This window comes from Microbispora sp. CSR-4, from assembly GCF_008033685.1.
In the GTDB taxonomy this organism is placed as follows: Bacteria; Actinomycetota; Actinomycetes; order Streptosporangiales; family Streptosporangiaceae; genus Microbispora.
The window spans coordinates 1-22,444 of record NZ_VJVX01000084.1; the positions used below are offsets into that span (position 1 = coordinate 1).

The following is a 22,444-nucleotide window of genomic DNA, read 5'->3' on the forward strand; positions in this document are numbered from 1 at the left end:
CCCGCGCACACGCAAGACAACCACCGAAGTGATCGAAGAGGAGTGCGCCGAACCGCGCCGACACCACAAGATTACCAGGATCCGGCACCGCCATGACCCGGTTCGAGAACAACGCCCCCGCTGCGGGGGCTATTCCCGGCCGCGCCGGCTTGGCCCCCGTACGTTCTCGCAGGTCGGGGCCGGGGGCGCGCCCGGGTCACCATACGCGGCAAAACGGGCGAGCGTGCGGGGACAACCAGATCCGTCTCTCAGGCATCTACTTAGCGCCGCGGCGATCAGCCGGGACGGCACGGACGATCGGGGAGGAACCACGTGAGGAACGACAGCCGCGCACGGCCGTCTTCCCCGCGTACCGCGGCGGCTCGATGTGACCGCCGCCTTCCCACGCAACCGAACGTCAAGCCGCTCGCAATCGCTGCGCGCTACGAAGACGATGCGGAAGTCCCCGTACGGCGCCAACCCGGCCGCCCGGACTTCCGTCGCTGGAGGTGGCCATCATCATGCGGTCGGAGTTCGACGACATCCGCGCCCACATCACCGCCGAGCCGCCGCGGCCGAGCGAGTTGCTCGAGCTCGCGCACTCCCTGCTCGACGACCTGGAGCAGTTGCGCACCCGTGAGGCGATCCTGCGCTCGCACTACCTCGCTCTGCTGACCGCCGCCCGCGCCACCGTGGCCGCGGACGCCGCCGGGCACCCCGCCGCGCTCACCTTCCTCCAGCACGAGCTGGCCGAGCACGGGCAGCTTCCCGACGGCGAGCAGGCGCAGCGGATCCTGTCGGACGCCGTCGCCGCGCAGGCCATGCCCGCCCACCTCGACGAGCCGACGGCGCCCCGCCGGTCCCGCGCCGCCCGCGGCGCCGTGTGCGGCGGAGTCAGCCGCAGCCTGCGGGGCTGAGCGGCTCAGCCGCCCGGGATGAGCTCGTGCACGAAGACGACGTTGGGGTAGGCCGGGTTGTCGGTGTACCCCTGAACGTTGCCCAGGTAGGCCCGCTGATAGTTGGCCACCCACGGCACCGCCACCACGGCCTTCTCTCCGATGAGCGTCCTCTGGAGCTCGGTGTACGCCCTCTCCGCCGCGGAACGGTCGTTCGCCACCAGTGACGGCAGACGGTCGATCCTCGCGTCGACGTTCGGATCCTTCAGGTAGGTGAGGTTGAAGGACACCGGCTCCGCGCTGTGGAAGACGTTCAGGAACCACGAATAGGCGTCGGCGTAGTCGGGCCACCAGTACATGACGAGGATGTCCTGGCGCTTGGCCGGGTCGGCGGACTTGCCCAGGTTCCACTGGTCGTTCCACTGCATGGCCTTGGCGTCGAGTTCCACGTTCAGCCCGGCCAGTGCGCTCCTGAGCTTGCGTACGAGCAGTTCCTCGTCGTCGTCTCCCTGCGCGTACGTCAGTGTCAGGCGCAGGGGCGCGCCGCCGGGGCCGTACCCCGCCTCGTTCAGCAGCTGGGCGGCCGTGGTCAGGTCCTGCTTCTGGGTGTAGTCGGGCAGGTGCCCGAGCAGGCCCTCGGGGACCAGGCCGGAGGCCGGCGCCCCCGCCCCCTTGAGCGCGGTGATCAGGCCGTCGTAGTCGATGGCCTTCTGCACCGCCCTGCGCAGCCGTACGTCCGTCAGCGGGCCCGAGGCGGTGTTGAACAGCACGAGCATGTTCTGGAACGCCGGCACCTGCAGGGTGCGGACGCCCGCGGTGCCGCGGGCCCGGCGGAAGAGATCGGGGTTCAGCCGCTCCACGAAGCTCGCCTCGCCGCGCAGCAGCAACTGGTAGGCCCGGTTGAGGTCGGGCATCACGCGGAACTCGATGTTCCGGTAGTGCGGGCCCTCCCAGCCGCCCCAGTAGCGGTCGAAGGCGCGCAGCACGAGCTCCTTCTCGCGGCCCTTCTTCCAGCTCGCCACCGTGTAGGGCCCCGAGCCCGCGTCGCGGCCGGCCTGGAACCACTTCTTGAGGTCGCCCGTGCCCGCCGCCTGGGTGTCGTAGATGTACGCGGCGTAGTCGGCGGAGGCGATCAGGTCGAGCGGGGCGGCGTACTTCAGCCGGAACTCCACGGTGAGCGGGTCCTTGACCGTGATCTGCTGGACGGAGTCCCAGACGTAGGCCGCGCCCGCGCCCATCCGCTTGGTCCGCTCGACGGACGCCTTGACCGCGGCGGCGTCCACCGGCCGCCCGGTGTGGAAGACCATGCCGGACCGCAGGATGAAGGTCCAGACCTTGCCGTCGGACGACGACTGCCAGCGCTCGGCCAGGCGTGGCGCGGCCCGGCGCGTCCGGGGGTTGTACATCGTCAACGAGTCATAGATGTTCTGCATCGCCATGATCTCGTTGGAGTACGAGCTCGCCGGATCCCAGTCGGTGACGATGTCCAGATTGGACAGGTAGACGAAGGTGGAGTCCTTCGTCGAGGGGAGGTTCGCGGCCGAGATCTCCCGGACCTCGCCTCCGCCGCAGCCTGCCAGGGCCAGCACGGCCATCACTCCCAGCACGAGTAAGCGGCGCATGCGTGCGGGTCCTTTCCGTGTCTACCATGATCGACGCTACTGCAAGATCACGATTGGACACGATATTTCGGGCCAACCGATCACAGGGCCCTCATCCGGCGCACCTCGCTGCTAGTCTCTATCCCTGTCGCAAAAAGGTTTTATGTGAGGCTTGTCCCTCACTGGGCGAGGTGCCATGAGTCCGCGCAGGCGTGACCGGCCGATCAGGTCCCGGCTCATCGGCTTGCTGCTCGTACCACTCTTCTCACTGATCGCCCTGTGGGCTGTGACCGCCGGCGTCACGATCAGCGAGAGCCTGAGCCTGCGCACCTACAACACGCTGTGGTCCACGCTCCGGCGGCCCGCCGACTCCCTGATCGTCGACCTTCAGGCCGAGCGCCTGACCACGGCGCGCTATCTCGGCTCGCACCGGTCGGCCGACCGCGACGCCATGGTCCTGCAGCGCCAGCGGACGAGCAAGACCAGGGAGCAGGTCCGCACGCTGGCCCTGTCGAGGGCCTCCCGCGCGGCCACCACTCCGGAAATGCGCACGCAGGTCGACGAGATGCTGTCGGGGCTCAGCCGGATCGACGAGATCCGGGCGGAGGTCGACGAGGGCCTGTCCGAGCGGCTGCGTGCCATCGAGACCTACAACCTGGTCAGCGACTCGATCTACCGCATGCACTACAGCCTGGCGCTGATCGACGACATCCCGATCTACCAGCAGTCGCGCGTGGTGATCTCGCTCGGGTACGCCAAGGAGCTGCTGACCCGCGAGCAGGCGCTGGCGGCGGCGGTCGGCCCGTCCGGCGGCTTCACCGACGAGGAACGCAAGCTGTTCACCCAGCTCGTGGGCAACCGCCGCTTCCTCATCGACCAGGCGCTGCCCGAGCTGGACGCCGGTCTGCGGCAGCTCCACGTCAACCTGATCACGACTCCGCTCTACCAGCGGCTGCGGCTGCAGGAAGAGCAGATCATCGCCGCGCCCAGGCTCTCGGCGCGTACGCAGCGGGTGTGGCAGTCGACCTCCGACGACCTGGCCGACTCGTTCCAGAAGGCGCAGACCGAGGCGGCGGCCCTGCTCGCCCAGCGCGCCGCGCCGATCGCCGACTCGATCCTGCGGCGGGCCGTGCTGGCCGGAGGCTTCGGGCTTCTCGCGGTCATCGCCTCGATCCTGATCTCGCTGCGGGTCGGCGGGCGGATCGCCCGCGAGCTGGCCGACCTGCGGCAGGCCGCGCTCGACCTCGCGAACAAGCGGCTGCCGGGCGTGATGGTCAAGCTCAAGCGGGGCGAGGACGTCGACGTGGCCACCGAGGCGCCCCCGCTGCAGACCGTGGGCGGGACCGCCGAGATCCAGGACGTGGGCCGGGCCTTCTCGACGGTGCAGGAGACCGCGGTTGAGGCCGCGATCGGGCAGGCCCGCCTGCAGCGGGGTGTCAGCCAGGTCTTCCTCAACCTGGCGCGGCGCAGCCAGACGCTGCTGCACCGGCAGCGGACCCAGCTGCACGGTATGCAGCGGCACATCACCGACCCGGACATGCTGGAGGAGCTCTTCCGGCTCGACCACCTGACGACCCGCATGCGCCGCCACGCCGAGGGCCTGATCATTCTGTCGGGCAACGCCCCCGGCCGCGCCTGGCGCAAGCCCGTCCCGATGTACGACGTCGTACGCGGGGCCGCGGCCGAGGTGGAGGACTACGCCCGGGTGAACGTGCTGCCGATGGAGGACCACGGGCTCGACGGCGCCGCGGTGGCCGACGTCATCCACCTCATCGCCGAGCTGATCGAGAACGCCACGATCTTCTCGCCGCCGCACACCTCCGTGTCGGTGCGCGGGGAGCTCGTCGGCATGGGCTTCGCGGTCGAGATCGAGGACCGCGGGCTCGGTATGACCAAGGAGCGGCTCGACGAGCTGAACGAACGGCTGGCCGACCCGCCGGAGTTCGACATCGCGGACACCGACCGCATGGGGCTGTTCGTCGTCGCGCGCCTGGCCGCACGCCGGGACATCCGCGTGACCCTGCGGCCCTCGCCCTACGGAGGAACGACCGCCATCGTGCTGATCCCATCCGGGCTCATGGTGGGCCCCAAGGACCCCGATCTCGCCCGTCTCGCCGCGGGAGAGGTCACCCCGGAGGACATCATCCTCGCCTCGCTGCAGCGGGGGTCGCAGGAGAACGAGAACACCGGCGAGGAGGACCGAAAGTGACCGAACGCATGCAGGACCAGTGGCTGGACGAGGAGGCCGGGCCGATCGTGCCGGCCTACGCCCTGACCCGCGGACGCGTGCGGCCCTCCAGCCAGGAGATCGACCTCGTCGCCATCGTGACCGCGACCGGCGGGCCGACGCCGGTGAGCCTCGGTCCCGAACAGTGGATGATCCTCAGCCTGTGCGCCCGCCCTGCGTCGCTGGCGGACATCGCCGCGGCGATCGACCTGCCGCTCGGCGTCGTACGCGTGCTGGTGGGCGACCTCCACGAGCAGGGGCTCGTGCAGGTGCGCCCACCCGCCAACGTCGCGCGCTTCCCCACGCCCGGCATCCTGTCCGAGGTGATCAGCGGCCTGCGCGCGCTGTGACCCGCCGCGTCACAGCGCGTGCGGGTAGTGCCGTGCGGCGTGCTCCGGCGTGATGTAGCCCTCCCGCAGGTCGGCGCGTACGGCCTCGGGGTCGCGCTCTTCGGGCGGGCCGTACCCGCCGCCGGAGCCGGTGCGCAGGTGCACGACCGCGCCCTTGGGCAGGAAGATCCGCGTCTTCAGCGAGAAGTCCTCGGTGCGCCCGTCGGGATATTCGACCGTGAGCCGGTTGGGCCGCCCCGCCAGGCCGCCCTTCAGGCCCCAGGGCTCCAGCGCGGTCCTGGCCAGCCCGGACGTGAGGTACTGGTCTTCCAGGATGCGGAAGGACAGGTCGAGGCCCAGGCCGCCGCGGTGCCGGCCGGGGCCGCCGGAGTCCTCGGCCAGGGCGAGCCGCTCGATCCGCCAGGGGTTGCGCGCCTCCCACACCTCGGCCGGGGTGAAGCGGGTGGCCGACTCCGAGATGTACATGAGCGCGCTCGCGCCGTCGCCCGACGGCGAGGCGCCCTGGCCCACCGGGTGGGGCGCGCCGTCGGCCCACGGCTCGCCGGTCGCCTCGCGGTTGCCCCACCACACCAGGGCGTTGATGTCACCGCCGCTGGCGGCGGGCACCGATTCCGGCACGGCTTCCGCCAGCGCCTTGATGATCAGCTCGATGGCGTGGTCGGAGGGGATGCCGTACATGAAGCAGGGCGCGGGCCGCACGGGGTGGAACAGCGAGCCGAGCCGGGTGACCAGCTCCAACGGGCGGAAGTGGCCCTCGTTGGGCTGCTCGCCCGCCCCGGCGAGGAAGGCCACCGCGATCCGCACGGCCGCCACCGTGGACGGCAGCGGGCAGTTGACCGGCCCGCCGACCTGGTCGGGGCAGTCGGTCAGGTCGACGGTCACCGACGAGCCCTCCACGACGACCCGTACGCCGAAGGGGATCGGTGTGCCGTTCACACCGTCGGAGTCGATGACGCTGGACGCCTCGTAGACGCCGTCGGGCAGACGCTCGAACCAGCCGCGCACCAGCGCCTCGCCGTGGGCGTACATGCGGGCGACGCAGCGGCGGAAGGTGTCGAGGCCGTGCCTGCGCACCAGCGCGCCGAGGGCCTCCGCCCCGGTGCGCGCCCCGGCCACCATCGCGTTGATGTCCCCGATGACCATCTCCGGCATCCGGCTGTTCGCCAGGATCATCCGGTAGACGTCGCTGACCAGCCGCCCGGCGTCGTACAGCTTGACCCCGGGGAAGATCGTGCCCTCCTGGTGGACGTCGACCGTGTCGGTGCAGTAGGGGTCCTTGCCGCCGATGTCGAGCCAGTGGGCCTTGATGGCCGAGTAGGCGACCAGCGTGTCGTCGTGGAAGATCGGCACCACCATCGCCGCGTCCTGGGGGTGGGAGCCGGTGCCGTACGGGTCGTTGTAGAGGATCACGTCGCCGGGGCTGAGCGCGGCGGGGCCGCCGACGCCCTCGACGGCCTCCCGCACGCAGAAGCCGAGCGTGCCCATGAACGCCGGCAGCGTCGGGGCCTGCGCCAGCATGCACATGTCGGCGTCGTAGAAGGCGACGGCGAAGTCGAGCGCCTCGTAGATGATCGGCGAGAACGCGGTGCGGATCAGCGACTGCTTCATCTGGTCGGCGGCCGCGTTGAGGCCCTGCCGGATGATCTCCGTGGTGACGGGGTCGGCGCCGTCGCCCAGGCCGGGGTGGACCTCCGCGTATCGGGTGCGGACGATGGTCATCAGCGGTCCTTCCGTGTGATCACGAGGCAGCCGCTCTCGTGCGCCTCCGCCGCGAATCCGGCGTCGACATAGGTCGTCGCGGTCGGCTCAACCACCAGCAGCGGGCCCTCGGCCACGCCGTCCAGGTCCTCCCGCCGTACGACCGGGGCCTCGGTCCAGGCGCCCCGGCGGAACGACCACAGCCGCGTCGTCCCCCGACCGCTCTCGCCGGACGGCGGGGCCGGCACCATCGGGCGGTCCGCGTCGAGGACCACCCGGCCGGTCGCCCGCACGGTGACGATCTCCAGCGGGTCGGGCAGGGTGTGGCCGAAGGCCCGGTGGTACGCCTCGGAGAACCGGGCCGACACGGCCGCCACGTCGTCCTCGCCCAGCCGCACCGGGATCGTCAGCGTGTGCTCCTGTCCCCGGTGGCGCAGGTCGAGGTCCACCTCGCGTACGGCCCCGGGCTGCGCGAGCCGTTCGAACAGCGTCTCCGTCACCCGCTCGACCAGCGGCAGCGCCTCGTCGTCCAGCGGGCGCACCATCGTGCGGGCGGCCGTCCGCACGATGTCGGCCTGCACCAGGCCGACGGCGGAGAAGTTGCCCGCGTTGGGCGGCACGACCACGGTGTCGACGTCGAGCTCGTCGGCGAGCAGGCAGCCGAACACCGGCCCCGCGCCGCCGAAGGCGACGACCGCCCCGCCGCGCGGGTCCACGCCCCGCTCCACGGTCACACCGCGTACGGCCTGGGCCATGTGCGCGGCGGCGATTTTGATCACGCCGACCGCGACCGCGTCCACGCCGTCGATGCCGGTCGGGCCGGAGAGCGGCGCCAGCGCGCGGGCCGCCGCGTCCTCGGACAGCTCGATGCCACCGGAGATGTGCCCGCGGGGGATCATGCCGAGGTGCAGCGCGGCGTCGGTCACCGTGGGCTCGGTCCCGCCGCGCTGGTAGCAGGCGGGCCCGGGGTCGGCGCCCGCGCTGCGCGGGCCGACGCGCAGCAGGCCGCCCGCGTCGGCGTACGCGATCGAGCCGCCGCCCGCGCCCACCGACCGCACGTCCACCCAGGGGCTCTGCAGCGGCAGGCCGACGACCTCGCCCTGGTAGAGCAGCGGAAGCCGCCCGTCCTCGATGAGCGCGGTGTCGAAGCTGGTGCCGCCCACGTCGGCGGCGACGGCCGTGCCGATGCCGAGGGAAGCGGCCAGGCGGGCGGTGGCGGCGGCCCCGGCCACCGGGCCGGACAGGATCGTCTCGAACGGCCGGGCCGCGGCCTCGGCCAGTGCCAGCGCGCCGCCGCCGGACCGGGTCACGAGCAGCTCGCCCGCGAACCCCCTCGCGCGCAGCTCGCGGTCGAGATTATGCAGGTAGGGTCCCATGCGGTGGCGGACGAAGGCGTCCACGACCGTGGTGCAGGTGCGCTCGTACTCCCGGTATTCGCCCGAAACCTCGTGCGACAGCGAGACCGGCCCGGCGAACCCGGCCTGCCTGAGCAGCTCGGCCGCCCGCGCCTCGTGCGCGGGGTTGGCGTAGGAGTTGACCAGCACGATCGCCACGGCGTCCACGCCCTCCGCGGCGAACGTCTCGGCGGCCCGCCGCACGTCCTCCGGCTCCAGGTCGCGTACGACCGAGCCGTCGGCGGCCACCCGCTCGGCCACCTCCAGGCGCAGCCGCCGGGGCACGAGCGGCGGCGGAGGGGTCCAGAACAGGTCGTAGGGGTCGTCGCGGTCGCCCCTGCGGATCTCCAGCACGTCGCGGAACCCGGCCGTGGTGATCAGGCCGACGGTCGCGCCCCGCCGTTCGAGCAGCGCGTTGAGGCCCACGGTGGTGCCGTGCACGAAATGACGGCAGCGGGCGAGCAGATCCGCGGGCACCGCCGCGTCGACCGCGGCGAGGACCCCGCGTTCCGGCGCGGACGGCGTGGTGGGCTGTTTCGCGACCCTGATCTCGCCGGTCGCGGCGTCGTGGAGGACGAGGTCGGTGAAGGTGCCGCCGACGTCCACTCCGATGACCGTTGTCATGCCAGGCAACGTAGATGCGGCCGGGGGCCGCGTCGATGTGCCCTCACGACGACGAGATCACGGTTGTTGTCCCCTCGAAACAGTCACCCCGAAACAGTCACCGCGAAACAGTCACCGCGAGACAGTCGTGGTCGAGCACCACGTGGCAGGCGAGCTGGAGCGCGAAGCGGGTCTGCGGGTCGGACAGATCGGCGTCGAGCGCCTCGGCGATGCGCCTGATCCGGTGGGCCACCGCGTTGGGGTGCAGGTTGAGCAGCTCGGCCGCCCTGGTGCGGGAGCCCCAGCTGTCCAGGTATGCCTTCAGCGTGGGCACCGCGTGGGCGCTGAGCGCCCCGAGGCGTTCCAGCGGGGCGAGCATGTCCCTGGCGGCCACCAGCGCGCTGTCGCTGCCGCTCAGCTCCGCGAGGAGCGCGTGCACCCCGAGCCGGTCGAACCGCACGACCTCCCCGGCCGCGGCGCGAGCGGCGGCCGCCCGTGCCTGCGCGGCCGTACGGCGCAGCCCGTCGGGCCCCTCCTGGCAGGTGCCGAGCCCCGCCCCCACGCCGGATCGGCGCAGCGCCGGCGGCCACTGATTCGGCGGCCGCTGAGAGTTCGGAAGGTTGAGCGTCGTCCGCTCGTCGGCGGTGAGGAGCACGAGCACGCCGTCCTGCCACCGGGTGACCAGCGGCGGCGCGGACAGCTCGGCCGTCCCGCCGGCGCCGAGCGCGCCGGGCCACGCGGCGACGGTGCCGCGCACCTCGCGGAGCACCGGATCCGCCGCACCCGGGCTCATGTCGCCGCCGGGGTCGCGCAGGAAGACCGCGACGTGCCAGCCGTCCACCGGGACGCCCTCGTGCCGGGCGCGGCGGGCGGCGGTGCGGGTGTCCTTGGCGCCGAGCAGGGCCAGCAGCGCGCGCTCGCGGGCCGCCTCCGCCTCCCGCGCGGCCGCCCGCACCCGGCCGAGCGTGGTCGCGACGACCTGGGCGACGATCGCCGCCGCGGGGTCCTCGCCGTCCCAGCACACGTAGCCGTCCGGCCGGCCGCCGACGCGGATCACCGTCGCGTTGGCTCCCGGGTCGGCCAGGCCGGCGACGACGTACGAGACGCCGACGGAGGCGGACGCCGCGCGCAGGATGTCCTCCTCCCCCGCGCCCTCCATCGCGCCGATGCCGTCGATCGCCTCACGCGTACGGCGCAGCAGCAGCCCGGGATCGGCGCGTACGGCCGCGCTGAGACCGAGCACGGTGTCCGACAGCGAGTGGTCGGAGGCGCCGGCGAGCAGCGCGACCCGCTCCCGCCTGGCCAGCTCCACGATCTCCCGCGTCGTGCCCGAAGGGCCGGGCAGCACAATGCCGGCGAGGCCGCCGCGCCCGGCCAGGCGCAGCGCGTCGAGCACGTCGCACGACCGCATGGCGTGCCGCGACAGGATCGCCAGCGCGCCGGGGGCCGCCGTGGTCAGTTCGCGCATCTCGTCGACGAGGACGACGCTGCCGACCTCCCGGGCGTCCCAGGGACCGGCGACGAGCGTCAGCCTGCGGCCCGCGGGCGTCCTGAGAAGGTCACTGACGCGGCGCATCGGGGGCCTCACCTCCGTGGGGGACGCGCGGAGCCGAGGAGGCCGGGGTGTGCAGCACCTCCTCCGCGCGATGACATGCCACTTTACGCCCTTCGACCTCACGCGCCTGCGGTGCCTCCGCACTGCAGCGGTCCACGGCGAGGGGGCAGCGCAGCCGGAACGGGCACCCCGTCGCCGCCGCGGCCGCCTCGGTCCGCCCCGCCGCGCGCGGCGGCTCGCCGCCCATGCGCGGCACCGCGTCGCGCAGCGCCCGGGTGTACGGGTGGGCCGGCCGGGTGAGCAGCTCCCCGGTCGGGCCCGACTCGACGACCCGTCCGGCGAACATGACCGACGACGTACGGCACAGCCGCCCCACGACGCCGAGGTTGTGCGTGATGAGCAGGTAGCCGAGCCCGTGCTCGGCGGCCAGCCGCTCCAGGAGGTCGAGAATTCTGGCCTGCACGGTGACGTCGAGCGCGCTCGTGGGCTCGTCGAGCACCAGCAGCCGGGGCTCCACTGCCAGTGCCCGGGCGATGGCCACCCGCTGCCGCTGGCCGCCGGACATCTCGTGCGGCCTGCGGGCGGCGATCGCGGGGTCGAGTCCCACGTCGGTGAGGAGCGCGGCGATCCGGTCGGCCCGCTCGGCCCTGGACATGCGGTGGTGGGTGGTGAGCGCCTCGGCGATCGACGCCCCGGCCGTCATGCGGGGGTCGAGCGCCTCGCTGCCGTCCTGGAAGACCGGCTGCACGGCCCGGCGGAACTCGGCCCGGCCCGCCCTGCCGAGCCCGGCCAGGTCGCCGGTGCCGTACCGGATGGTGCCGGAGCGGGGGCGCATGAGGCCGAGCAGGGCGCGGGCGAGCGTGGTCTTGCCCGAGCCGCTCTCTCCGATGAGTCCCACTCCGCCCTCGTCCACGGCGAGGCTCACGTCGTGGACCACCGCCGTCGTGCCGTAGGCGAGGGTGACCCCCTCGGCGGCGAGCAGCGTCATGCCCCCTCCTCGGCTTCGTCAGGCAGTGCTTCGTCAGGCAGTGCAGGCACGGTCTCTTCTGGCAGTTCGGGCACAGCGGCGATCAGTTCACGGGTGTAGGGGTCGCTCGGCCGGGCGAACACCTCGGCGGCCGGCCCGCTCTCCACGACGGCGCCGTCGCGCATCACCACGACCCGGTCGGCGATCGTGGAGACCAGCGCGAGGTCGTGGGAGACCAGCAGCACGGCGAGGCCGCGTTCGTCCCGCAGCCGGCGCAGCACCGCGACCACCTCGGCCTGCACGGTGACGTCCAGCGCGCTGGTCGGCTCGTCGGCCAGCAGGACCTCCGCGCCGAGCGCGAGGGCCAGCGCGATGGCGAACCGCTGTGCCTGCCCGCCGGAGACCTGGTGGGGATAGCGGCGCAGGATCTCGGGGTCGAGCAGCACCGCGCGGACCCCCTCCTCGGCCCGCTCCCGCGCGTCCGCGCCCTTGACGCCGTGGCGGGCGAGCGCGCGGCGCATGAGCGTGCCCAGGCGCATGGTGGGGTTGAGCGCGGCCTGCGGGCTCTGCATCACCAGGGCGGCCCGCGACCCGCGGATCTCCCGCAGCCGGGCCGGGCTCGCCGCGAGCACGTCCACGTCGCCGACGGTGATCCGCCCGGAGACGTCCGCGCCGTGGACGAGGCCGAGCGTGCTGAGCAGAGTGGTCGTCTTGCCCGACCCGCTCTCGCCGACGAGCGCCACGCACTCCCCGGCGGCGACGTCCAGCTCGGGCACCGAGGCGATCACCCGGTCGCCGATCCGCACGACGAGATCTCTCACGCTGATCAGACTCATGCGCCCTCCTCGCCTTCGGCTCGGAGTGGCATGCGCCAGACGCTGTGCCTATTGATTCGCTCGCTACGCTCGCTCATCGCGACAGCCTCGCCCTCAGCCCCTCGCCGAGCACGTTGAACGAGAACGCGGTGACCAGGATGGCGAGGCCGGGGAAGGTCACCACCCACCAGTCGGTGGTGAACAGCGACTGGCCCTGCTGGACCATCAGCCCCCACTCCGAGGTCGGCTCGTGGGCGCCCAGCCCGAGGTACGACAGCGCGGCGGCGGTGAGGATGACCCCGCCGCCGTCCAGCGACAACTGGACCAGCACCGGCGTGAGCGAGTTCGGCAGCACGTGCCGCAGCACGATGAGCGGTGCGGGCACGCCCAGGCAGCGCGCCGAGTCCACGAAGCCCCGGGTCGCCACGGACGCGGCGACCGACGCCGTGAGCCGGGCGTACCACGGCCACCAGGTGACCGCGATCGCCACGATCACGGTGGTCACGCTCGGCTGGAGCACCACGGCGAGCGCCAGCGACAGCAGCAGCGCGGGGAAGGCGAGGAAGACGTCGGTCACCCGCATGATCGCGTCGCGGGCCCAGCCGCCGGCGTACCCGGCGACCACGCCCAGGCCGACGCCGACCACGCCGGAGATCGCCAGCACCGCGACGGCGATCAGCAGCGAGGTGCGGGCGCCGAACAGCACCCGGCTGAGCACGTCGCGGCCGACCTGGTCGGTGCCGAACCAGTGGGCGCCGCTCGGCGGGAGCAGCGCCTCCAGGGGATGCGTGGCCGAGCCGCCGTCGTCCGGATAGGGGGCGATCCACGGTGCGAGCAGCGCCGCCAGCACGATGATCCCCAGCAGCACGCCTCCCGCCACCGCGAGGCGGTCCACCCCCGCCAGGTGCCGCAGCGGCGTACGACGGAACGTGGTCACGGCCGGGGCGGTCATCGCGCCCTCACCCTCGGGTCGACCACGCCCTGGAGGAGGTCCACGACGAGGTTGGCGACGACGTACAGCACGGCGACCAGCAGCGTCACCCCGGCGATGGCGGGCGTGTCGAGCGAGCGGATCGAGTCGGCGGCATAGCGTCCGAGACCCGGCCAGTTGAACACGGCCTCCACGAGGAAGCCGTTGACGATCGAGTAGGCGAAGACGAGCGCGATCAGCGACAGCACCGGGTTCAGCGCGGGCCGCAGGGCGAACCGGGTGAGCACCGCGGTCTCGCCGAAGCCGAGCGCGCGCTCCAGCCGGGCGTGGTCGCGCGACGACTCCTCGATGAGTGCTGCCCTGGTCATCTGGGCCACCACCCCGGCCGGGTAGGCCGCGATCACCAGGGCGGGCAGCACCATGTGGGCCAGCGTGCTCGTGAGGATCGGCCAGTTGCCGGTGATCAGCGCGTCCACGGCCGTGATGTTGGTGTAGAGGTGCAGCGGGCTGGTGCGGTCGAGCGACGCGTCGTACTCCCCGGCGACGGGGAACCAGCCGAGCCCGCTGGCGAAGACCGTCTGCAGTGCCAGCGCCAGCCAGAACACCGGCACCGACACGGCCAGCATCGACGACAGCCGCACCGACAGGTCGGGCAGCCGGCCCTTGTAGCGGGCCGCGGCGATCCCCAGCGGGATCCCCACGACCAGCGCGATGATCAGGGCCGCGCCCACGAGCTCCAGCGAGGCGGGGAAGGCCTGGAGGAGGTCGTCGCGCACGGGCTGCCGGGTGTGCAGGCTGGTCCCCCAGTCGCCGCCCAGCAGGTCGCGCACGTATTTCCACAACTGCACCGGCAGCGGGTCGTCCAGGCCGAACCGCCGCCGGGCATCGGCGAGCTCGGCCGCCGTCGCCTTCGGCCCGGCGTACGCCACGGCCGGGTCGCCGGGCACCAGGCGCATGATGGCGAACGTGAGGACGATCACGCCGGCCACGACCAGGACGGCCTGGCCGAGCCGGCGGATCAGATACCTCGGCATGATCAGGCGCCGGGCTTCAGGTCGTAGACGAACACCACGTTGGGATAGGCCGGGTTGTCCACGTATCCCTGGACCGACTTGGAGTAGGCCCGCTGGTAGTTCTGCACGTACGGCACGGCCACCGCGGCCTGCTCATTGATGATCTTGTTCTGGAGGTCGGTGTACGCCTTCTCGGCGGCGGCCTGGTCGGTCGCCGTGAGCGCGGGCAGCTCGTCGATCTCCTTGTCGATCGCCGGGTCCTTCAGGTAGGAGAGGTTGAACTGCACGTCCTTCTCGCTGTGGAACACGTTGATGAACCACGAGTAGGCGTCGGCGTAGTCGGGGAACCAGTACATGACGAAGATGTCCTGGCGCTTCGACGGGTCCTTCGCCTTGCCCTGGTCCCACTGCGTGGTCCACTGCAGCGGCTTGGCCGACAGCTTCACGTTCAGCTTGTCGAGCGCCGACGAGAGCAGCGTGACCAGCAGCTCCTGGTCGGCGTCGCCCTGGGCGTAGGTCAGCGTGAGGTCGAGCGGCTTGCCGCCGGGACCGTAGCCGGCCTCCTTGAGCAGCGCCTCGGCGCCCGCCAGGTCCTGCTTGGGCGTCATCCCGGGGATGTTGCCGAGCAGGCCCTCGGGGACCAGTCCGCTCGCGGCCACGCCCGCGCCTTTCAGCGCCGCCACGAGGCCGTCGTAGTCGATCGCCTTCTGCAGGGCCTGGCGCAGCTTCACGTCCTTGAGCGGGCCGTCGGCCGTGTTGAACAGCACGAGCAGGTTCTGGAACGACGGCGTCTGCGAGGTCTGCACCGTGTCGGTGCTGCCCGCCTGGGCGAACAGCTGCGCGTTGAGCCGCTGGACGAACGACACCTCGCCGCGCTGGAGCAGCTGCCAGGCGGTGGTCAGCTCGGGCGTGACCCGGTAGGCGATCTTCTTGTAGTGGGCGCCGTCCCAGCCGCCCCAGTAGTCGTCGAACGCCTTGAGCGTGAGCTCGGTCTCCTTGCCCTTCTGCCAGGTGTCGATCGTGTACGGCCCGGAGCCCGCGTCGTGGCCCTCGCCGAACCACTTCTTCAGGTCACCGGAGGCGGCCGTGGTGTCGTAGATGTACGACGCGTAGCCGGCCGAGGCGATCAGGTCGAGCGGCGCGGGGTACTTGAGCGTGAACTCGAGGGTCGTGGCGTCCTTGGCCTCGATCTTCTTGACCGCGCCCCAGATGTAGGCGGCGCCCTGGCCCTCCTTGATCGTGCGCTCGATCGAGGCCTTGGCGGCGGCGGCGTCCACCGGCTTGCCGGTGTGGAACTTCGCGCCCTCACGCAGCGTGAAGGTCCACTTCTTGCCGTCGGGCGAGGAGGTCCACGAGGAGGCCAGCCGGGGCTCGGCCTTCTTCGTCTGCGGGTTGTAGCGGGTCAGCGACTCGTAGATGTTCTCCATCGCGATGTTCTCGTTGGAATACGAGCTCGCGGGGTCCCAGTCTGTGACGACATCGAGGTTGGGGACGTACGTGAACGTGTCGTCGGCCGTGCCTCCGGCCGCGCCCGCCGAGGAGCCGGACTGCGGAGCGGAGTCGGCGGCGCCGCGGACCTGCCCGCCCGAGCAGGCCGCGGCGGTGACGGTCACGGCGGCCACGGCCCCCGCGGCGAGAAGTCGCTTGTGCCAGCGCATGTGAGGGAGTTCCTTTCCTATCCGGCCTGCCGGGCGAGGGGGCCGGCGGCCTTGACGTGCAGGCGCACCGCGGGCTCAGGAAGGTAGCTGAGAGGGATCTCACTGAGCTCGACGATCTGAACGGTTGCAGGGTCGGCCCCGGCGGCGACGGCCCGTGCGGCCGCCTCCTCCTTGGCGTTGTCGATCAATCTAGCCCTGGAGCTCCCACCTCCAGTAGCCGGAACGATCGTTTCGATCCTTCCGCTGGCGAGAGCGATGGCCGCGCCCACCGCGTTGGCCACCTCCGCGTGCGCCGGGCGGATCACCTCGCGGGCCCCCGGCACCTCGTCGGCCAGCAGGAACGCGCCGCCGCCGACCGCCACGAGCGGCCGGTCGGCCCGGCCGAGCGCCACCCGGTCCACCGCGTCCGCGACGGCCTCATCGGCCGCCCGTACGGCCTGGGCCAGCCGCTCGCGCCACTCCTCGGGGACGGGACGGGTGCCGACCGTGCCCCGCCCGGCCGCCACCGCGGCGTCGGTCATGGTCGGGGTCGAGCCGCCGAAGACGAGCGCCTCCGTGCCGATGCGGTAGCCCACCGACCGCGGCTCCTCCCCGATGATCGTGCCGCCGCCGAGCGCGATGGACAGGATGTCGGGCATCCGGAAGTTCGTCGTGACGCCGCCGATCTCCACCGCCGCGGCCGACTCCCGCGGGAAGCCGCCCACGAGCACGCCGAGGTCGGTCGAGGTGCCGCCGACGTCGGCGACGATCGCGTCCGTCACGCCCGACAGGTACGCCGCGCCGCGCAGCGAGTTGGCCGGCCCCGAGCCGATGGTCAGCACCGGATAGCGGGCCGCGTAGTCGACGGCCATCAGCGTGCCGTCGTTCTGCGCGAAGAACGTCTCGACCTCCAGGCCCCGCGCCGTGAGGGCCTCGCGCAGCGCGGCGGTGACATCGCGGGCCACGCCGTACAGGGCGGCGTTGAGCACGGTCGCGTTCTCGCGCTCCAGCAGGCCGAGCGAGCCGATCTCGTGGCTGAGGCTCACCGGCACGTCGCCGACCTCGGCCCGGATGATCTCGGCGACCGTGTTCTCCTGGTCGGCGCTCGCCGGGCTGAAGACGCCGGCGACGGCGATCGCGTCGGCGGGCGTCGTGGCCACGAACTTCCTCACCGCGTCCACGTCGAGAGGCGCGATCTCACGGCCGTCGACGAAGTAGCCGCCGCGCACGATCGCGGTTCCGGCCGCGACCGTGTCGCGCAGGTCGCCGGGCCACTCGCTGAGCGGCGGCACGGACGTGGTCGCCGGGGCGCCGAGCCGCAGCACGGCCACCCGGCCGAGCGCGCGCCGCTCCAGGATGGCGTTGGTCGCGTGGGTGGTGCCGAGCATCACCCGCTTCACCCGCTGTTCCATCGCGGGGTCGGGCAGCTCGGCGAGCACCGCGTCGAGCGCGGCACGCAGGCCCTCGGTCACGTCGGGGCTGGTGGGCCGCTTGGCGGTCGCGATGACGCGGTCGTCGTCGTCCAGCACCACGGCGTCGGTGTTGGTGCCGCCCACGTCGATGCCGACCCGCAGCGTCGTACGGTGTTCTCCGGTCCGCTCGCTCATGCGATCTTCTCCACCGGCAGGTAGTCCATGTCGTAGCCGAACGCCCGCGGGCCCGCCGTCTCCAGGCCCTTCGGCGTACGCCACAGGGGGTCGCAGGGCCAGGCCAGCACGGTCACCCGCTGGCCGTACCGGAGCCCCTCGGTCTGGATCGCCGTCGCCGTCTGGCTGTCGACCACCGTGATCAGGTCGGGCACCATGGCCCTGACCCGGCCGTCCTCGACGGCGACGAGGTTCTCGTTCTGGATCTCCAGCGTCAGCGTCCTGCCCCGGTCGTCGCCGGTGCCCTCGATCGTCGCCGTGCCCCGGGCGAACCCGCCGGTGGTCCTGCGCTCCAGGTCGGCCAGCTTGCCGGAGATGAGCCGTACGGCGCCGAGCTCCGCGGTCAGGGTGGCCAGCGGGTCGGCGGCGCCCTCGGTCGCCCGGCCGACGGCGATGGCCCGGCTCACCGTGCCCTCGATCACCGCGCCCTCGCACTCGCGCGCGGTCAGCACGTAGTCGGCCATCAGGGCGCTCGATCCCGCCGCCACGCAGACCGCACGGGCGATCCGCTCCGACCACAGGCCGTCGACCGGCCGGATCGTCACGACGTTGCCGACGACGTCGGTCATGACCACGAGGTTGGCCGGGATCCCGGCCACGTACATCGAGACCATCTGGACCTCGGGGAACGCCCGGCCCATCGCGTCGGCGTCGAGCAGCGGCAGCCCCAGCCTGGCCGCCCAGGCGACCGGGGCGACGCCGTTGCCGCCGCCGATCTCCGAGGACATGACCGCGGCGGGCGGCCGGCCGAAGATGCGCTCGATCTCCTCGGCGATCCTCACCGGCTCGTCCGAGCCGTGGACCATCTCGTTGCTGACGGTCGGTGCGCCGATTCCGGACAACGGCAGCACGAGGGCGTCGTCGGGCAGCTCGTCCAGGGTGATCAGCGGCACCTCGCCGTGCTCGCGTATCGCGCGCCGGGCGGCGATGGCGCCCGGGCGGACGTCTCCGCCGCCGCCGGTGCCGAGCACCGCGCAGCCGCGAGCGAGCGCGGCGACGTCCTCCAGTGTGATGCGGGCCTGCATGCGGGGGAGCCTTCACCACCGGGCGGTCCTGCATCAATGTCACCGGCGACCATCAGTCGGACATTTGTTGTCGTATCACGACAACAGCACGCTTGCCGGAATCAGCGCAGCGGGTCGAACTCCCGCAGGACGGCGGGCTGCTTGCCGGTGGTGATCTGCTCGGCGAGGAGCCGTCCGGTGGCCGGGCCCTGGGCCATGCCCCACATGCCGTGCCCGCCGGCCACGTAGATCCCCGGGGCGCCGGTCGCGCCGATCAGGGGCCGCCCGTCCGGCGTGACCGGCCGGGGTCCGACCCACACGTCGGTGCGCTCCTCCCAGCGCACGCCCCGCAGCAGGGGCCGGGCCGAGGCGATGATCGCCCGCAGCCGGGCCTCGACGGCCGGAGCGTCCGGGTCGCGGAACTCCATCGTGCCCGCGACGCGCAGCCCGCCCTGGTAGGGCGTGCACGCCACCCGCACGTCCGGCAGGTAGATGGGGCCGGGGACGGGGTGGTCCACCGGCACGGTGAACGAGTAGCCGCGGCCGGCCCGCACGGGGACGCGTACGCCCCACCGGCCCGCGAGCCGCGACAGCCACGCGCCGGTGGCCAGCACCACCGCGTCGGCGGACAGGGCGGCGCCGTCCCGGCCCGCCACGACGGCCTTCCCTGCGTCGCCACGCACGTCCGTGACCTCGAAGGTCTCCACGGCCGCGCCCCGGGCGACGACGGCCTCGCCCAGCGCGTGCACGAAGCGGCCGGGATCGACGTAGCGCTGCCCGTCGATCCGCACGCCCGCGGTCAGCGCCTCCGAGGCGAGCGGCACGGCCTCGGCCAGCCGCCGCGCGTCAAGCGCGGTGTGGTCGACCGGCTGCCCGGCCTCGGCCATCCTGCGCAGCTCGTGGAGCAGGCCGACGGCCTGGCGGGGCGTACGGAACCCGGCCGTGATCGGCGCGTCCTCCACAGGGGCGGCCACGCCGTTGGCGGCGAGCACCTCGTACGCCTCGATGGACTCCTCGTTGAGCGGCAGGCTGGCGCGCACGGCCCGGGTCCACGACGACCAACGGCAGTTGGCGGCGAAACGGGTCAGGAACGCCCACAGCCCCGGATCGACGGTCGCCGGGACGTGCAGCGGCGCGGCCGGGTTGAGCAGCGAGCGCAGGCCGTAGCGCAGCACCGAGGGCTCGTTCAGGGGGATGGCCAGGCCGGGCGCGATCCAGCCCGCGTTGCCCCAGGACGCGCCGGCCGCCACGCCCCGGCGGTCGACCACGGTGACCTCCACACCGCGTTCCTGCAGGAACCACGCGGTGGACAGCCCCACGATCCCCGCGCCCACCACGACGACCGACCGCGGCCACGCGTCGACGCGCTCGGACATGCCCCACCTCCACACAGGACGACTGCTTGCCCGGCCAGCATCACCCGTACGGCGCCGCGCGCCGTTGTAGCGGACGCACAATCGAGGCGCTCCTGTTGTGGATTCCGGACAGCCCGCTACTCGTCCTCGGCCGCCAGCGTGATGACCATGGCGAGGCGCTTGCGCGGGTCGTCCAGGTGCAGCGGGGTCACCTCGCTCATCCGGCGCAGGCGGTTGCGGACGGTGTTGGCGTGCACGCCGAGCCGTTCAGCGGCGGCCACGAGATCGCCCTGGGCCTCCAGCCACGCCCGCAGCGTCGCCACGTAGTGGGTGTCGTGGAGGGCGTCGTGCCGGCGCAGCGCGCTCACCGGCCCGCGCGCGGGGACGCGGCCCGCCCGGGCCGCGGCGCGCAACCGCTGGAGCAGGATGTCGTCCCACGACTCGTCGTAGGCAGGCGGCTCGGCGCGGTAGGCGTCCCTCTCGTGCAGCGCCAGGCACTCCTCCGCCTCCCGGCGGCTCGCCGGCAGCTCCGCCGCCTGGGCCGCCGCCCCGATCCCGGCCGCGACGCGCACCCTCGGCGGCAGCCCGGCCGCCAGCGCGGCCACCCACTCCCGTGCCGCCTCCGCTCCCGCGCCGGGCAGGAGCGTGTAGAGCGTGTCGCCGAGCAGCGCGCTCCTCCCGGGCCTGGACCAGCCGAACCCGGTGGTGGCCTTCTCGAAGGCCAGCAGGAGCATGGCGTGCGGCTCCTCGGAAGTGTGCGTGCGCACCGCGACGACCCGCATCTCCCGCGTGGGCAGCCCCAGCCGGCTGACCACGGTCGCCGCGTCGGCGGTGCCCTCCAGCAGCCGTACGACCAGGTCGGACTCCACCTGCCGTTCCAGGTCCGCGCTCGCCCGGGAGCGCAGCAGGTGCAGCGCCACGGTGCGCGCGCCGTTCGCCAGCGCGGTGTGCCGCGCGCCGGTCAGGGGGCTGCCGCACGTCACCCACACCGACCCGAGCAGCTCGCGGCCTGCCCGCACCGCCACCGCCATCCGCCCGGTCATGCCGTGCGACGGGTCCGGCTCAACGAAGATCGGCTCGTCCGTCGCGGTCAGGCGGGCGAACACCCCGCGCTCCCGGAATGCCTCGCGCAGCCGCTCCGGGACCTGCCGCACCAGGATCGTCTCCAGCCGGGCCGGGTCGCCCGCCTGCTGCGACCGGGAGTACGCGAGCACCCGCGAGAGCGGATCCTCGATGGTCACGGCCCCGCCGACGGCGTCCGCCAGGCTGTCGGCCAGCGCGAACAGGTCCGTGGGCCCCCGCCCCGACTCGGTCTCCCGCCCTTCGAGCACCAGCCCGTAGACCACGCCGACGAGGTGGCTCCAGGAGACCGCGGGATCGACGAGCAGCACCGCCACGTCGTTGCTCTCGCCGGCCACGGCGGCCTCGCGGGCGGTCTCGGCGCCCGCTCGCACCAGGACCACCGCGGCCTGCGCCGCGACCGCCCACCGCACCGCCTCGGTCACCGACCCGGCGCCCACGGCCACGAGCACGTCACCGGTGACCCGGCCGTCGGTGGCGTCCGGCATCGCCACGCTGCGCAACCGCGCCGAGCGCCTCTCGGGCCGCCCGCACAGCCGCACGCCGTACGCGCCCAGCACGTTGACCAGGCGATCCAACGTGATCATGCGTTACTCCCGCACCGGACCGGACCCCGTGGAACGCCGAAGGCCCGGTCTCCGTTTTCCGGAGGCCGGGCCTTCGTCTCTTGGTAGCGGGGACAGGATTTGAACCTGCGACCTCTGGGTTATGAGCCCAGCGAGCTACCGAACTGCTCCACCCCGCGTCGTTGTGTTTGAATCTTACCCCCTGTCGGGAGCGGGTGCCAAATCGTTTCCCGCCCTTCGACGCTCACGCCGACGCCGAAACATCGTGCATCAGCGGAACAGCGGCCACATGCTCACCTGACCTACCACAGCGCGTCACGGACATCCGGGCCTGTGTCATGGGTGCGCAGCCACCCGGAACCATACCGATCCCCCGGCGTCGTCCCGATGGGCGCCCCAGGCGACGGCGAGCAGATCCACGAGCCACAGAACCTCGTGCTCCGTCGTCGCCGGCGTCAGGCACACGCATCACAGGTGTGCTGGTGACCGAGCCGCCGTCGACCACCTCCACATGCACGGCCGCGGGGGTGCGCACCATCCAGACCACCACCCGCCCGTCCGCGGCACGGCCCGAGTCGGTGTGCGCGACCGCGTTGGTGACCACCTCGCTCAACAGGAGCAGCACATCATCGAGGACCGAGGCCGCGACCTGCCCGGCCAGCAGCCCCCGCGCCCACTCGCGGGCCGCCGAGACGGACCTGTTTACTTCGTGGAACTCCCACCGCCACGTGCCGTACGACGCATCGCTCCTGGTCCCGGCGCTGTGCCCGCCAGTTCTCACGGGGACACCTCCGCCAGGATGACGTCGGCGACGTTGCGGGCGCGGGCGACGACCCAACCGCTGCGCCGCCACAGCCGAGCCCACCAGGGCCGCCAGGTGAAGACCCAGCCGCGACGGCGCCGGACGGCGAAGAAACGGATCCGGCCACCCGCATCTAGGGCGTGTATTTGGTTGTGATCAAGGGGTGGCCTGGGTGAGGTCTCTGATCCAGATCATCGCGGCGCGGAGGTGGAGGCCGGCGAGGTAACTCGCAGGGGTTTTGTCGTAGCGGGTGGCGATGCCTCGCCAGGCCTTCAGCTTGTTGATCAGGCGCTCGACGGTGTTCCGCTCCTTGTACAGGCCGGCG

Annotated in this window: 17 protein-coding genes and 1 tRNA gene; 3 read left to right on the forward strand and 15 right to left on the reverse strand. The window is 72.8% G+C overall.

Annotated features, from left to right (window positions below; all coding sequences use genetic code 11):
* Window positions 1-500 precede the first annotated feature (500 nt).
* On the forward strand, window positions 501-896 hold the full coding sequence (locus FLV34_RS36645) for a hypothetical protein (RefSeq protein ID WP_147945312.1): 396 nt from the start codon (window positions 501-503) through the stop codon (window positions 894-896).
* 5 nt (window positions 897-901) lie between these two features.
* Here the strand turns inward: FLV34_RS36645 and FLV34_RS36650 are convergent, their stop codons facing one another.
* On the reverse strand, window positions 902-2,497 hold the full coding sequence (locus tag FLV34_RS36650) for an ABC transporter substrate-binding protein (protein WP_142650663.1): 1,596 nt from the start codon (window positions 2,495-2,497) through the stop codon (window positions 902-904).
* A gap of 175 nt (window positions 2,498-2,672) precedes the next feature.
* Here FLV34_RS36650 and FLV34_RS36655 point away from each other — a divergent pair, with 175 nt between their 5' ends.
* Window positions 2,673-4,685, forward strand: a complete 2,013-nt coding sequence (locus FLV34_RS36655) for a nitrate- and nitrite sensing domain-containing protein (protein WP_147945313.1) — start codon at window positions 2,673-2,675, stop codon at window positions 4,683-4,685.
* Window positions 4,682-5,053, forward strand: a complete 372-nt coding sequence (locus FLV34_RS36660) for a DUF742 domain-containing protein (RefSeq protein WP_244312750.1) — start codon at window positions 4,682-4,684, stop codon at window positions 5,051-5,053. Before FLV34_RS36655 ends, FLV34_RS36660 begins: the two co-directional genes overlap by 4 nt.
* Before the next feature lie 9 nt (window positions 5,054-5,062).
* Here FLV34_RS36660 and FLV34_RS36665 read toward each other — a convergent pair whose 3' ends face one another.
* From FLV34_RS36665 to FLV34_RS43505, 14 genes are all read right to left on the reverse strand, one after another.
* Window positions 5,063-6,772, reverse strand: a complete 1,710-nt coding sequence (locus tag FLV34_RS36665; RefSeq protein ID WP_147945314.1) for a hydantoinase B/oxoprolinase family protein — start codon at window positions 6,770-6,772, stop codon at window positions 5,063-5,065.
* Complete coding sequence (locus FLV34_RS36670) at window positions 6,772-8,769, reverse strand: hydantoinase/oxoprolinase family protein (protein ID WP_142650666.1); 1,998 nt, start codon at window positions 8,767-8,769, stop codon at window positions 6,772-6,774. Before FLV34_RS36670 ends, FLV34_RS36665 begins: the two co-directional genes overlap by 1 nt.
* Before the next feature lie 97 nt (window positions 8,770-8,866).
* Entirely contained in the window at window positions 8,867-10,324 is a 1,458-nt protein-coding gene (locus tag FLV34_RS36675; RefSeq protein ID WP_142650667.1) for a CdaR family transcriptional regulator, read from the reverse strand.
* Entirely contained in the window at window positions 10,308-11,291 is a 984-nt protein-coding gene (locus tag FLV34_RS36680; protein WP_142650668.1) for an ABC transporter ATP-binding protein, read from the reverse strand. The genes FLV34_RS36675 and FLV34_RS36680 overlap by 17 nt, the downstream gene beginning before the upstream one ends.
* The gene (locus FLV34_RS36685; RefSeq protein WP_147945315.1) at window positions 11,288-12,106 is read right to left on the reverse strand and encodes an ATP-binding cassette domain-containing protein; all 819 of its coding nucleotides are present in this window, start codon (window positions 12,104-12,106) and stop codon (window positions 11,288-11,290) included. The genes FLV34_RS36680 and FLV34_RS36685 overlap by 4 nt, the downstream gene beginning before the upstream one ends.
* 73 nt (window positions 12,107-12,179) lie before the next feature.
* A complete protein-coding gene (locus tag FLV34_RS36690; protein ID WP_142650670.1) occupies window positions 12,180-13,037 on the reverse strand; it encodes an ABC transporter permease in 858 nt (285 codons plus the stop codon).
* Window positions 13,034-14,050 (reverse strand): ABC transporter permease, encoded by a 1,017-nt coding sequence (locus FLV34_RS36695; RefSeq protein ID WP_142650671.1) that lies wholly within the window; start codon window positions 14,048-14,050, stop codon window positions 13,034-13,036. Before FLV34_RS36695 ends, FLV34_RS36690 begins: the two co-directional genes overlap by 4 nt.
* A gap of 2 nt (window positions 14,051-14,052) precedes the next feature.
* A complete protein-coding gene (locus FLV34_RS36700; protein WP_142650672.1) occupies window positions 14,053-15,687 on the reverse strand; it encodes an ABC transporter substrate-binding protein in 1,635 nt (544 codons plus the stop codon).
* 17 nt (window positions 15,688-15,704) lie between these two features.
* Window positions 15,705-17,273, reverse strand: coding sequence for a hydantoinase/oxoprolinase family protein (locus FLV34_RS36705; RefSeq protein ID WP_147945316.1), 1,569 nt, complete (start codon window positions 17,271-17,273; stop codon window positions 15,705-15,707).
* The gene (locus tag FLV34_RS36710; protein WP_142620277.1) at window positions 17,270-18,337 is read right to left on the reverse strand and encodes a DUF917 domain-containing protein; all 1,068 of its coding nucleotides are present in this window, start codon (window positions 18,335-18,337) and stop codon (window positions 17,270-17,272) included. The genes FLV34_RS36705 and FLV34_RS36710 overlap by 4 nt, the downstream gene beginning before the upstream one ends.
* Window positions 18,338-18,438: 101 nt before the next feature.
* Window positions 18,439-19,692 (reverse strand): FAD-binding oxidoreductase, encoded by a 1,254-nt coding sequence (locus tag FLV34_RS36715; RefSeq protein WP_147945317.1) that lies wholly within the window; start codon window positions 19,690-19,692, stop codon window positions 18,439-18,441.
* 116 nt (window positions 19,693-19,808) lie between these two features.
* Entirely contained in the window at window positions 19,809-21,338 is a 1,530-nt protein-coding gene (locus FLV34_RS36720; protein ID WP_142650675.1) for a CdaR family transcriptional regulator, read from the reverse strand.
* Window positions 21,339-21,419: 81 nt separating this feature from the next.
* A tRNA-Met gene (locus tag FLV34_RS36725) sits at window positions 21,420-21,496 on the reverse strand.
* A gap of 65 nt (window positions 21,497-21,561) precedes the next feature.
* The gene (locus tag FLV34_RS43505; protein ID WP_369074163.1) at window positions 21,562-22,182 is read right to left on the reverse strand and encodes an ATP-binding protein; all 621 of its coding nucleotides are present in this window, start codon (window positions 22,180-22,182) and stop codon (window positions 21,562-21,564) included.
* Window positions 22,183-22,444 lie beyond the last annotated feature (262 nt).

What these genes read in the sequence shown, in the direction of transcription:
- FLV34_RS36695 (WP_142650671.1), bottom strand. Translation starts at nt 14,050, where the DNA reads ATGCCGAGGTATCTGATCCGCCGGCTCGGCCAGGCCGTCCTGGTCGTG.
- FLV34_RS36650 (WP_142650663.1), bottom strand. Translation starts at nt 2,497, where the DNA reads ATGCGCCGCTTACTCGTGCTGGGAGTGATGGCCGTGCTGGCCCTGGCA.
- FLV34_RS36720 (WP_142650675.1), bottom strand. Translation starts at nt 21,338, where the DNA reads ATGATCACGTTGGATCGCCTGGTCAACGTGCTGGGCGCGTACGGCGTG.
- FLV34_RS36670 (WP_142650666.1), bottom strand. Translation starts at nt 8,769, where the DNA reads ATGACAACGGTCATCGGAGTGGACGTCGGCGGCACCTTCACCGACCTC.
- FLV34_RS36675 (WP_142650667.1), bottom strand. Translation starts at nt 10,324, where the DNA reads ATGCGCCGCGTCAGTGACCTTCTCAGGACGCCCGCGGGCCGCAGGCTG.
- FLV34_RS36685 (WP_147945315.1), bottom strand. Translation starts at nt 12,106, where the DNA reads ATGAGTCTGATCAGCGTGAGAGATCTCGTCGTGCGGATCGGCGACCGG.
- FLV34_RS36710 (WP_142620277.1), bottom strand. Translation starts at nt 18,337, where the DNA reads ATGCAGGCCCGCATCACACTGGAGGACGTCGCCGCGCTCGCTCGCGGC.
- FLV34_RS36645 (WP_147945312.1), top strand. Translation starts at nt 501, where the DNA reads ATGCGGTCGGAGTTCGACGACATCCGCGCCCACATCACCGCCGAGCCG.
- FLV34_RS36655 (WP_147945313.1), top strand. Translation starts at nt 2,673, where the DNA reads ATGAGTCCGCGCAGGCGTGACCGGCCGATCAGGTCCCGGCTCATCGGC.
- FLV34_RS36715 (WP_147945317.1), bottom strand. Translation starts at nt 19,692, where the DNA reads ATGTCCGAGCGCGTCGACGCGTGGCCGCGGTCGGTCGTCGTGGTGGGC.
- FLV34_RS36680 (WP_142650668.1), bottom strand. Translation starts at nt 11,291, where the DNA reads ATGACGCTGCTCGCCGCCGAGGGGGTCACCCTCGCCTACGGCACGACG.
- FLV34_RS36665 (WP_147945314.1), bottom strand. Translation starts at nt 6,772, where the DNA reads ATGACCATCGTCCGCACCCGATACGCGGAGGTCCACCCCGGCCTGGGC.
- FLV34_RS36705 (WP_147945316.1), bottom strand. Translation starts at nt 17,273, where the DNA reads ATGAGCGAGCGGACCGGAGAACACCGTACGACGCTGCGGGTCGGCATC.
- FLV34_RS36700 (WP_142650672.1), bottom strand. Translation starts at nt 15,687, where the DNA reads ATGCGCTGGCACAAGCGACTTCTCGCCGCGGGGGCCGTGGCCGCCGTG.
- FLV34_RS36690 (WP_142650670.1), bottom strand. Translation starts at nt 13,037, where the DNA reads ATGACCGCCCCGGCCGTGACCACGTTCCGTCGTACGCCGCTGCGGCAC.